This window comes from Xenorhabdus sp. NBAII XenSa04 (assembly GCF_963866145.1).
Taxonomy (GTDB): Bacteria; Pseudomonadota; Gammaproteobacteria; order Enterobacterales; family Enterobacteriaceae; genus Xenorhabdus; species Xenorhabdus indica.
In genome coordinates, this window is the sequence record NZ_CAWMEB010000198.1 from 1 (window position 1) to 242 (window position 242).

A 242-nucleotide genomic window follows, 5' to 3' on the forward strand; every position below is an offset into this window, starting at 1 on the left:
AAAACACCGCCTGCCGCTGAACCCTGGTCATTTTCATAAAAGCGCCTGTCTATGCCGATTTGAGCACGGGTCATGTTATAGGTGATGGCGCCAGCCCCCGATGTAGAGACACGTGGCGATAATTTACCGTAAGAAGCGGTCATACGTCCCCATACCCCATTGGGTATCTGGCGTGTACTCTCGTTAGTGTTGTACTCACTAGCAGTATTTCTGAAATCATCCATGTCAATCGGCTTGCGCTT

Annotated in this window: 1 protein-coding gene; it reads right to left on the minus strand. The window is 50.0% G+C overall.

All coding sequences use genetic code 11. The annotated features are described in order from the left end of the window. Positions 1-224: autotransporter outer membrane beta-barrel domain-containing protein (locus AAC147_RS08125; RefSeq protein ID WP_231571664.1), on the minus strand; the 224-nt coding region annotated here is incomplete at its 3' end. Positions 225-242: the final 18 nt, after the last annotated feature.